Genomic DNA, 10,241 nt, shown 5'->3' on the forward strand with positions numbered 1-10,241 from the left:
GATGATCGGGTTGTGAAAAGCTGAGCAGGTGCGTCCTTGGCTGAAATGGGGGATTCCGCTCGCCGTCGTCGTGCTGCTCGCGGCGGGCGGCGGTGGGGTCCTGATGGCCCAACACGTCTACTACGGCGAGGGCGAGTCGCGTTCTCCGGGCATCGAGTCCGCACCGGGCGTCGTCGGTGCCGCGCAGCGGACGGTGTCGCGCTCCGGCGTCGAGTACTCGCCTGACGCCGCCGCCTACCCGGACCAGCGGATCATCGAAGGACTGCTGGACAACTACTTCGACGGCATCAACCGCAAGAACTACGAGCTGTGGAAGTCGACGGTCCCGCCCAGCAAGTGGCGGGAGCTGCCCCTGGACAAGTGGAATGACGACTACGGCAGCACCACGGACTTCGACATGAAGGTGCACCGCATCGATCCCGGCCAGGACCGCTCCGCGCTGGTCATGCTCAGCTTCAAGAGCGAGCAGGACATCGCTGACGCGCCGCCGCAGGCCAAGGCCCGCTGCGTGCAGTGGGACGTCGTCTACCCGGTGGTCGTCGACGAGGACGGCAACGCGGTCCTCGACATCAGCAGGCTGCCCAACAGCGCCACCGCCGTGCCCTGCGCGTGACGCAGGCGCAGGACGGCGCCCGGTCTTTGCTCGAGCCGCACGTCCGGGTCGCGGTGGTCGCGCCGCGCCTGCTCGGTCTCCTGCGGTGTGCCGACGGGATCCCTCAGGAGGGGAAGCCCTCCGGGATGTCGGGAGTTCGCAGGCGTCCGAATCGCGACGCCGTGCACGCGGGAACTCGCGGTGCGCCCGAGCTCCGGGCGGTCTTCACCGGATCGCGGGGGAGGGAGGCGGGCCGTGGCGGGGACGGGATTGACACCCGTCCCCGCGGACCGCGATCACGCCGTGGCGAAGGCGAGCGCGACGTTGTGCCCGCCGAAGCCGAAGGCGTTGTTGATGGCGGCGGTCTGCTCGACGTGGCGCGGCTTGTCGGCCACCACGTCCAGCTCCACCTTGGGGTCGAGGTTGTCGAGGTTCTGCGTGGCCGGGATGACGCCGTGGTGCAGCGAGAGGATCGTGACGATGCTCTCCACCGCACCGGCCCCGCCGACCAGGTGCCCGAGCGAACCCTTCGGAGCGGTCACCACCGCACCGTCCCCGATGGCCTTGCGCACCGAGTTGGCCTCGCCCACGTCACCGACCACAGTGGAGGTGGCGTGCGCGTTGACGTGCCCGATGTCGGAGGGCTGCAGATCGGCGGCGGCCAGCGCCTTGCGCATCGCCGCGACCTGGCCGAGACCGTCCGGGTGGCTTCCGGTGATGTGGTACGCGTCGGAGGTGATGCCGGATCCGGCCAGCCGGCCGTAGATCCGGGCACCGCGCGCCTTGGCGTGCTCGGCGCTCTCCAGGATCACCACACCGGCACCCTCGCCCATGACGAACCCGTCGCGGTCCACGTCGAACGGGCGGGAGGCGCGCTCCGGCTCGTCGTTGCGGGTGCTCAGGGTCCGGGCCTGGGCGAAACCGGCGATCGTGACCGGGTGGATGCAGGACTCCGCACCACCGGCCACCACCACATCGGCGTGCCCGTACTGGATCATCTCGGCGGCCTTGGCCAGGCCCTCGGCGCCGGACGCGCACGCCGAAGCAGGCGAGTGCACACCGGCGCGGGCGCGCACCTCCAGGCTGACCATGGCGGCCGGGCCGTTGGGCATCAGCATCGGGACCGTCAGCGGCGAAACCTTGCGCAGGCCACCCGCTTCCAGCTGATCGTCCTGCTGGAGCAGGGTCAGCGGGCCGCCGATGCCGGTGCCCAGCGACACGCCGAGCCGATCCGGGTCGACCGGTTCGGACTCGTCCGTGGGCATGTCGAAGCCGGCATCCGCCCACGCCTCGCGGGCTGCGATGACCGCGATGGCCTCGCACCGGTCCATCCGGCGCAGCTGCACGCGCGGCAGCACCTCGCTCGGATCGACCGCCAGCGGTGCGCCGATCTTGGCGGGCAGCTCGTAGGTGTCGAGCCATTCGGCCTCCAGGCGGCGGATGCCGCTGGCGCCGTTGAGCAACCCGTCCCAAGTGGACGCGACGTCACCGCCCAGCGGTGTCGTCGCGCCCAGCCCGGTGATGACGACTTCGGTGGTCATGCGTTCTTGGTGATGTAGTCCACCGCATCACCGACGGTCTTGAGGTTGGCCAGCTCGTCGTCCGGGATCTTGACGCCGAACTTGTCCTCGGCCTGCACGGCGATCTCCACCATGGACAGCGAGTCGATGTCCAGGTCGTCGACGAAGGACTTGTCGATGGTCACGTCGGCCGCGTCGACACCCGCGACCTCCTCGACGATGGCGGCGAGACCCTTGGTGATTTCTTCGTTCGACACTGGTTTCTTCCTTCCTGGTTCTTACGTCCCTACCACTGGGTGCGTCACCCGCGGTGGCTTTTCCGGTTGTGGCGCGACATCAGGGGCAGATGGCGACCTGGGCGGCGTAGGACAGCCCGGCTCCGAAGCCCACCAGAAGCATCACGGCGCCGCTGGGGATCTCCCCGGCCGCCCGCATGTGGTCGATGGCCAGCGGGATCGACGCCGATGACGTGTTGCCGGAGTAGACGATGTCACGTGCGACGACGAGGTCATCGCGGGCACCCTTGCTCTGCAACTTCTTCCCGATGGCCTCGATGATGCGAAGGTTCGCCTGGTGCGGAACCAGCACGTCGATGTCGGAGAGCTGCAACCCGGCGGCCTCGACGGCCTCGATGGCCACCGGCGCGATCTGCGTGGTCGCCCACCGGAAGACCGACTGGCCCTCCTGGTGGATGTACTTGCCCTCGCGCAGGTAGATGGTGTCCACCAGGTCGCCGGCGCTGCCGAGCACACCCGGTCCGAGCTGCGGCTCGTCGGACGCGCCGACCACGGTCGCACCGGCGCCGTCGGCGAAGATGATGAGGTTCGAGCGGTCTTCCCAGTCCATCCACTCCTGGAAGCGCTCGGAACCGATCACCAGCACGTTGCGGGCGGAACCGGCGCGCACCGCGTCGGAGGCGGTGTTGAGGGCGTAGACGAAGCCGGCGCAAGCGGCGTTGAGGTCGTAAGCGCTCTTGGCCTTGATGCCGATCTGGTCGGCGACCTGGGCCGCGGCGTTGGGGATCCCGCCCGGCATCGTGCAGGTGGCCACGATGACCTGGTCCACATCGGACGGCGTCAGGCCCGCGTCGGCGATCGCCTTGGCGCCGGACTCGACGGCCATGTTGACCACCGTCTGGTGCTCGTCACCCATGCGGCGGTGGATGATGCCCACCCGCTGGCGGACCCACTCGTCGTTGGTGTCCACCAGCTTGGCCAAGTCGTCGTTGGTGACGATCCGGTTGCCCTGGGTGCTGCCGAAGCCCAGCAGCTTGGTGCCCGCGACGGCGGGGTTCGATGCGATGCGGGGCAGGCTCACGCGGCGCTCCCGAGCTGGTCGGCGACCTTGTCGAGGTCGGCAGGGGTCTTGAGGGCGATGGTCTGGACGTCCTTGAGCGCGCGGCGCACCATGCCGGTCAGCGCACCGGCCGGGGGGAGCTCCACGACGGCGTCCACACCGCGCTCGCCCAGGGCGGTCATGCAGCTGTCCCAGCGCACCGGGTTGGTCACCTGGTTGACCAGGCGGCTCAGGATGTCGTCGGCGGAGGAGACCTCCGAGCCGTCCGCGTTGGACAGCAGCGGCAGCAGCGCGTCGTTGGCTTCGACGTTCTCGGCGTGCTTGGCCAACGTTTCGCGCGCGGACTCCATGAAGCGGGTGTGGAACGCGCCGGCGACCGGGAGCGGGCGGACCCGAGCACCTTCAGGCGGCTCGGCGGCCAGCTGCTCCAGCGCGCCGGTCTTGCCCGCGGCGACGATCTGGCCTCCGCCGTTGCGGTTGGCCGGGTCCAGGCCGAGGCGTTCCAGCACCTCCAGCACGGTCTGCTCATCACCGCCGAGCACCGCGGCCATGCCGGTCGGCTCCAGCGCGCAGGCTGCGGCCATCTCGCGGCCGCGCACCGCTGCCAGCGCTACGGCGTCGTCCGCGCTGAGCGCTCCCGCGACGGCCGCTGCGGCGAGCTCGCCGACGGAGTGGCCGGCGACCGGCGTGTCGGCGGGCACCTCGAAGCGGCGGCGCAGTTCTTCGGCGGCGATCAGGGACAACGCCACGACCAGCGGCTGGGTGACCGAGGTGTCCTTGATCTCATCGGCCTCCGCGGTGGTGCCGAGCCTGATCAGGTCCAGGCCGGTGAGCTCCGACCAGCGTCCGAGGCGGTCCTCGACGCCGTCGAGCTCCAACCACGGGTTGAACATCCCTGGGGCCTGAGACCCCTGTCCGGGGGCGAGAAGCGCGATCACTCTTGCTACTGAACACCCGGTGGCGGGATCGGGGTGATGCCGACGAGGACTAAGTCCGGAGCGCAATGTTGTGGAGTGTCTACAAGCGCCACCGGGGGCGGTCGGTTCTATCTGGGGAATCGTTGTTGGCTGTGTCCGGTCGGTGACAGCCTGGTGAACCCCGTGCCACCGAACTCCTCCCTGTTCGCGGTCTCGTCGCGGGCTCACCACAACCCTCGGGCCTTGGCGAGCCGGCCGACCGCGAGCCCGACCCGCAGCACGTGGGCGTCGCGGGCGTTGGACGGCGTGCGCCCAGTCAGCTCGGCGACGCGGCGGAGTCGGTACCGGACGGTGTTGGGGTGGACGTAGAGCTGGCGGGCGCAGTTCTCCAGCACGCCGCCGACCTCCAGGTAGGTGTCGACCGTCTCCATCAGCGCACCGCCCGCGTCGACCAGCGGCAGCACGATGCGCTCGACCAGCTGCCGCTCGGCTTCGGGGTCACCGGCCAGCGCGCGCTCGGGCAGCAGGTCGCCGGAGGGGACCGGGCGCGGCGCGGTCGGCCAGGCCACCACCGATCGCAGGGCCGACATCGCGTCGGCCGCGGAGCGGTGCGCGTCGGCCAGGCTCGGCATGCTCGGTCCCGCCACCACCGGGCCCTCGCCGAACGCCTCGGTCAGCCCGGTGGCGATCTGCTCGTTGTCGCGACCGTCGCCGGTGCCGCCGAAGACCACCACGAGCCGCGTCCCCTGCACGCCGAGCAGCACCGGGCAGCCGACCCGGGCGGCGCGACTGCGCACCTGGTAGACGACGGTCGGCGGGTCGTCGGAGGGGGCGTTGCCGACCAGCACGGTGGCCTCGGAGGCGGGGTCCCAGCCCAGCGCGGCGGCCCGCGACAGCAGTGACTCCTCGGCGTCGCCACGCACGATGCCGTCGACGACCAGTGCTTCGAGCCGGGCGTCCCACGCGCCGCGCGACTCGGCCGCGGCGGCGTAGGAGGTGGCGGCGGCGAAGGCTATCTCGCGGGTGTAGCGCAGGATCGACTCCAGCAGCACGAACCGCTCGTGCTCCTTCTCGGCGAGCTCCGGCAGCTGCTGCTCGAAGACGTCGATGGCGACCCGGACCAGTTCCAGCGTCTGGCGGAGGCTGACCCAGCGGGAGAGGTCGCGAGGCGCGTTGCGGAACGCCTCGGCGGTCAGCCGGATGGATTGGCTTGGGTCCTGCATCCAGGAGACGAAGTTGGAGACCCCGGTCTGGGTCACGAGCTGAACGCTCGCCCGCTGGTCGGCCGGAAGCCGTCGGAACCAGGGGAGTCGTTGCTCCATCGCGGTGATGCTCGCGCCGGCGAGCCCGCCGGAAGCGCGCTCGAGCCGGCGCAGCGTCGCCGCGCACACTTGAACTTGTGTACCGGTGTCCCGCTCACCAGCGTCTTCGGTACTCATGCCGACAGAATCGCATGTCCGAGATCAGCGTGTTCGCGGGGAGCGCGGAGAAGCGAGCAGCCTCACCCGGCGAGCATTCGTATTCCATCGCGCAATGGGAGCGGTCAAACAATTCAGGCGAAAGAGCGACGAAAGTCGTCCGGACGTGGCGCCTGTCGAAGTTGCTGCGGAGTTGATGTTCGAGAACGATCTCCGAGACGCGAATTCGCCATGGGTTTTACGGTTTCACCGAGGAGCAAGGACTATGGGAGCTCTCCAGCATGGATTGTCCGCGGCGTGGTCCGCGGTCGCCACCTTCGTGCCGAAACTCGTCGTTTTCCTGATCATCCTGCTGGTCGGCTGGCTCATCGCCAAGGCCGTTTCCAAGGCTGTTCAGATGGCGTTCAGCAAGCTGGGATTCAACAAGCTCCTGGCGAAGTCCGGCCTGAAGGACATGACGTCGGGGTCGGGAATCGACATCGGCGGAATCCTCGTCAAGCTGATCTACTACTTCATCCTCCTGATCTTCTTGCAGCTGGCGTTGAGCGCGTTCGGTCCGAACGCGGTGAAGGACCTCATCGACGAGGTCGTGCTGTTCCTGCCGCGGATCGTCGTCGCCGTCGTCCTGGTCCTGGTGGCCGGTGCGATCGGTCGCGCGGTCGGCGACCTGATCACCAGCTCGCTGGGCAACCGCTCTTTCGGCCCGATGCTCGGCAAGATCGCCTTCGGCTTCATCCTGGCGCTGGGCGTCATCTCGGCGCTGAACCAGATCGGGATCGCGGTCACCGTGACCACTCCGGTGCTGGTCGCGGTGCTGGCCGCGGCCGCGGGCGTGGTCATCGTCGGTGTCGGCGGTGGCCTCATCCAGCCGATGCAGCAGCGCTGGAGCCGGTGGCTGGACAACGCCGAGTCGCAGTTCGGAGGCAAGGGCGTCGACAGGGACCAGCCCACCCAGCAGATGCCCGCTCCGGGGCAGCCCGGCCAGCCCGGACCAGGCCAACAGGGGCACAGCGGCACCCTCTGACGCGAGGCTGGGAGTCGGGGCTCATCCATCGGATGGGCCCCGATTTCACGCTCTTGGCCGTTCCGGGCAGGTGCGGGGAACCGACACCATGGTTCGCGGGATCTCGTTTGGGGGTGATCACCGATGGCGCTACCTCTCGCGTGGCTCGCCGACGTGCTGCGCGCGGCTGGCCTGGCCGTCGTGGAGACGTCGGGTTGGGAGGAACGCACGGCCTCGGGCGTGCAGCCCGCCGCCGCGGTCGGCGTTCTCGAACACCACACGGCGACTCCGGCCTCGTACGAGAACCCGGCTCCGAGCGTGCAGCTGTGCATCGACGGGCGCAGCGATCTCAAGGGGCCGCTGTGCCACGCGGTGATCGGTTTCGACGGCGTGGTGCACGTGATCGCCGCGGGCCGCGCCAACCACGCGGGCGAAGCCAAGGCCTCAGGGCCGAACCCGGCCGGTGACGGCAACACCCTCTACGTCGGGTTCGAGTGGGACTACCAGGGCGTCGAGCAGGGGCCGAGCCCCGAGCAGTACGGCGCGGCGATCACCGCCACCGCCGCGGTGCTGCGTCACCTCGGCCGGCCGCTGGAGGCGGCGCGCGGCCACAAGGAGACCAGCGTCACCGGCAAGATCGACCCGGGCCACGTCGACATGGACCGCTTCCGCGCTGACCTCGTGACCAAGGACCAGGAGGACGAGATGACCCCGGAACAGGACGCGATGCTGCGGCGCTTGGAGCACGAACTGCTGGGTCCGCGCGGTCCCGAGGGGCAGATCCAGGGGTGGCAGACCGCGGTCGGCCCGCGCACCATCGTCGCGATGCTGGTGGACCTGGTCAACAGCATGGCCGCGAGCAACCCGCAGGCCGCGCCGCGGGGAGCCGTCCAGGGGCCGGATGCGATCAAGGCCGCCTTCGAAGCGATGCCAGCTGATCAAGCCGCGCCGCTGCTCGCCGAACTGGTCCGCATCCAGCAGCAACGCCAATCGGCGCCGGGCGCGTGAGAACTCGATGCGGGGTGGCCGCTGTTCCAGGTGCGGCTCGCACAGCGAGCAGGTGATTCCGCAGCAGCCCCTAGACCGCTCGGCGCCGTTGGGCGCGTTGGTCGCGCCGGTTGAGCAGGCGCTTCACCAGCGCGGGCTGCTGGGCTAAGGCTTCGGGCTCGTCCAGCAGGCGGTTGAGGCGCTGGTAGTAGCGGTTCGGGGAGAACCCGAAGCGCTCCTGGATGACCCGTTCCTTGTTGCCCTGGTACTGCCAGTGCTCCGACTCGAAGGCGAGGATGGCGCGGTCGGTGTCGTTCATCCGGCGTACCTCCCTCGTTCAGCTTCGGACGATCAAGTCTAGGTGATCGGGGTACGGGTGTTCGATCGGCCATCAGTGGCGTCGGCTCGTGTGATCCCACCCACGTCTCGATCGCGGAACAGATCCACCGGCGCAGGATGTTGGCCAGTTCAGTACGAACTCGTGCGCTCCGGGGTCGGTGGAGGTCCGAACCGGCGGTGGGAGTCCGCGAACCGGCCCCTCGTGGGTGCCGGCCGACCCGGTGGGGTCCGGGAACCGACGGTCGAAGTCGGGTGAGAGGCGCACCCGGGCCGCAGCGGCGCGCGAAACCCGGTACGTCACGCCGTGTTTCGCCGGTTCCGCGATCGCCCGCGCACACCCCGGCGCACCCGGCGGGAGGAACGGGCGTGCAAGCGGTGGCGGAATGGCTGCTCGGCAACGGGATCACCGTGCTGGGCCAGAAGATCTCCTGGGCCGAACTCGTGGGGCAGCTCTGCGCGCTCGCGGTGGTCTTCCTCGCGCAGCGGCGCTGGGTGGCGACGTGGCCGGTGCAGGTGTCGGCGACCGTGCTGCTGTTCGCGGTCTACGCCTCCGCCCATCTCGGCGGCCTGGCGGTCCGCCAGGTGGTGATCCTGCTGATCTCCGTCTACGGCTGGTGGGCCTGGAACCGCCGCAGCGACCCGGTCTACGGCGTGGCGATCCGCAAGGCCACCGGTGTCGAGCGGCTGGTGCTCGTCGGCGTTCTGGCCGTGGGCACCTCTGCGTTCGCGTTGCTGCTGAGCGCGCTGGACGCCTCGTGGGCGCCCTGGCCGGACGCCTGGATCTTCATCGGCACCGGTGTCGCGTTCTGGGCGCAGGGCCGGGGTCTCGTCGAGTTCTGGCTGGTCTGGCTCGCGGTGGACGCGGTCGGTGTGCCGCTGCAGATCGCCTCCGGCCTCTACTTCAGCGCCGCCATCTACGTGGTCTTCGCGGCCCTGGTCATCCACGGCTGGTAGTCCTGGACCCGCACGGCCCGAGCCCAGCGCGAGCTGACCACCCCGGTCACAGGCGGCTGAGGACCGCTGCGGTCACGCCCTTCGTGCCGCACGTGGGTGTGCCGTTGGGGTTGAGGCGGACGGCGCCTGCGGCGTAGGCGGCTTCGACGGCGCCGGTGATGCGCCTCGCGGTGTCGGCGGCGCCCACGTGATCGAGCAGCATCGCCGCGGTCAGCAGCTGCGAGGTCGGGTTCGCTCGGTCCTGCCCGGCGATCGCCGGGGCGCTGCCGTGCACGGGTTCGAAGTAGGCGGTGCGCTCGCCGATGTTGCCAGACGGGCACATGCCGAGCCCGCCCACGGTCGCCGCGCCGAGGTCGCTGAGCATGTCGCCGACGAAGTTCTCGGTGACCAGCACGTCGAAGTGCCCAGGGTCGGCGACGAGGTCGTGAGCGGCGGCGTCGGTGTAGCGGTGATCGGCTTCGACGTCGGGGTGTTCGGCGGCGATCTCGTCGAAGATGTCCCGGAAGAACGCGAAGCTGCGCAGCACGTTGCTCTTGTCCACGCAGGTCACGCGGCGCACCCCGTCGCCGGGGGCGCCGTTGCGCGTTCGCGCGGTCTCGAAGGCGAATCGCACGATCCGCTCGACGCCGTCCCGCGTCATCAGCAGCTGGTCGCTGGCCGCCCGCTCGTTGCGCACCCCGGAACCGCGCGAGAGGTACAGGCCCTCGGTGTTCTCCCTCACGATCACGTAGTCGATCGGGCTCGCGGAGTCCCGAACTCCGGGCAGCAGCCGGACCGGGCGCACGTTGGCGTAGGTGTCGAGCCCGCTGCGCAGCACTCCGCCGAGCACACCGGCCTCGGTCCCGTCGGGCTTGCGCACCTCCGGCAGCCCGACCGGGCCCTTGAGCACGGCGTCGTACTCGTCCCGGAACCGCTCCAGGGCCCCGGCCACCAGCGGCTCCCCGGTCTCGAGGTAGGTCGCGGCTCCACCGGGCTCGTCGCCGAACTCCACGGACAACCCGTCCATCGAGGCGGCGGCCAGCAGCACCTCCCGGGCGCTGCCCATCAGCTCCGGCCCGATCCCGTCCCCGTCGACGCACGCGATTCGCACGAGCCCACCTCACCACACCCTGACCGGAACGAAACCCGCCTTGGAACCGAGTTCACAACCTCCGGGACCGCGAAGGCCCCGGTGACCTCCACTCCAGGGGGTGCGGGGGTCTCCGGGGCCAGTGG

11 protein-coding genes are annotated in these 10,241 nt (G+C 70.1%); 4 read left to right on the plus strand and 7 right to left on the minus strand.

What is annotated here, in order from left to right; genetic code table 11:
- Positions 1–28: 28 nt before the first annotated feature.
- Positions 29–613, plus strand: coding sequence for a hypothetical protein (locus E1161_RS08170; protein ID WP_132621201.1), 585 nt, complete (start codon positions 29–31; stop codon positions 611–613).
- Positions 614–888: 275 nt separating this feature from the next.
- Here E1161_RS08170 and E1161_RS08175 read toward each other — a convergent pair whose 3' ends face one another.
- From E1161_RS08175 to E1161_RS08195, 5 genes are all read right to left on the minus strand, one after another.
- Positions 889–2,133 carry a beta-ketoacyl-[acyl-carrier-protein] synthase family protein gene (locus E1161_RS08175; protein WP_132621203.1) on the minus strand — a complete coding sequence of 415 codons (1,245 nt, stop codon included), beginning with the start codon at positions 2,131–2,133 and terminating at the stop codon, positions 889–891.
- Positions 2,130–2,369 (minus strand): acyl carrier protein, encoded by a 240-nt coding sequence (locus tag E1161_RS08180; RefSeq protein WP_132621205.1) that lies wholly within the window; start codon positions 2,367–2,369, stop codon positions 2,130–2,132. The genes E1161_RS08175 and E1161_RS08180 overlap by 4 nt, the downstream gene beginning before the upstream one ends.
- A 79-nt stretch (positions 2,370–2,448) precedes the next feature.
- Positions 2,449–3,429, minus strand: a complete 981-nt coding sequence (locus E1161_RS08185; protein ID WP_132621207.1) for a beta-ketoacyl-ACP synthase III — start codon at positions 3,427–3,429, stop codon at positions 2,449–2,451.
- Positions 3,426–4,346, minus strand: coding sequence for an ACP S-malonyltransferase (locus E1161_RS08190; RefSeq protein ID WP_132621209.1), 921 nt, complete (start codon positions 4,344–4,346; stop codon positions 3,426–3,428). Before E1161_RS08190 ends, E1161_RS08185 begins: the two co-directional genes overlap by 4 nt.
- A 203-nt stretch (positions 4,347–4,549) precedes the next feature.
- Positions 4,550–5,764, minus strand: coding sequence for a PucR family transcriptional regulator (locus E1161_RS08195; protein WP_207920144.1), 1,215 nt, complete (start codon positions 5,762–5,764; stop codon positions 4,550–4,552).
- A gap of 244 nt (positions 5,765–6,008) precedes the next feature.
- On the opposite strand from E1161_RS08195, the gene E1161_RS08200 reads away from it, so the two are divergent.
- Positions 6,009–6,767, plus strand: coding sequence for a mechanosensitive ion channel family protein (locus E1161_RS08200; protein ID WP_165939722.1), 759 nt, complete (start codon positions 6,009–6,011; stop codon positions 6,765–6,767).
- Between the two features lie 123 nt (positions 6,768–6,890).
- Positions 6,891–7,754 (plus strand): peptidoglycan recognition protein family protein, encoded by an 864-nt coding sequence (locus E1161_RS08205; protein ID WP_132621213.1) that lies wholly within the window; start codon positions 6,891–6,893, stop codon positions 7,752–7,754.
- 70 nt (positions 7,755–7,824) lie between these two features.
- Here the strand turns inward: E1161_RS08205 and E1161_RS08210 are convergent, their stop codons facing one another.
- Positions 7,825–8,052 carry a DUF3263 domain-containing protein gene (locus tag E1161_RS08210; protein WP_132621215.1) on the minus strand — a complete coding sequence of 76 codons (228 nt, stop codon included), beginning with the start codon at positions 8,050–8,052 and terminating at the stop codon, positions 7,825–7,827.
- 386 nt (positions 8,053–8,438) lie between these two features.
- Here E1161_RS08210 and E1161_RS08215 point away from each other — a divergent pair, with 386 nt between their 5' ends.
- Positions 8,439–9,026 carry a nicotinamide mononucleotide transporter family protein gene (locus E1161_RS08215; protein WP_132621217.1) on the plus strand — a complete coding sequence of 196 codons (588 nt, stop codon included), beginning with the start codon at positions 8,439–8,441 and terminating at the stop codon, positions 9,024–9,026.
- Between the two features lie 46 nt (positions 9,027–9,072).
- On the opposite strand, the gene E1161_RS08220 is transcribed toward E1161_RS08215, so the two are convergent.
- On the minus strand, positions 9,073–10,116 hold the full coding sequence (locus tag E1161_RS08220; protein ID WP_235874873.1) for an isocitrate/isopropylmalate dehydrogenase family protein: 1,044 nt from the start codon (positions 10,114–10,116) through the stop codon (positions 9,073–9,075).
- Positions 10,117–10,241: the final 125 nt, after the last annotated feature.

The sequence above is a fragment of the Saccharopolyspora aridisoli genome (assembly GCF_004348445.1).
GTDB lineage: Bacteria > Actinomycetota > Actinomycetes > Mycobacteriales > Pseudonocardiaceae > Saccharopolyspora > Saccharopolyspora aridisoli.

Bases quoted from the DNA above. Each gene is read 5' to 3' on its own strand.
- E1161_RS08175 (WP_132621203.1), bottom strand. From the start codon at position 2,133: ATGACCACCGAAGTCGTCATCACCGGGCTGGGCGCGACGACACCGCTG.
- E1161_RS08195 (WP_207920144.1), bottom strand. From the start codon at position 5,764: ATGAGTACCGAAGACGCTGGTGAGCGGGACACCGGTACACAAGTTCAA.
- E1161_RS08200 (WP_165939722.1), top strand. From the start codon at position 6,009: ATGGGAGCTCTCCAGCATGGATTGTCCGCGGCGTGGTCCGCGGTCGCC.
- E1161_RS08205 (WP_132621213.1), top strand. From the start codon at position 6,891: ATGGCGCTACCTCTCGCGTGGCTCGCCGACGTGCTGCGCGCGGCTGGC.
- E1161_RS08210 (WP_132621215.1), bottom strand. From the start codon at position 8,052: ATGAACGACACCGACCGCGCCATCCTCGCCTTCGAGTCGGAGCACTGG.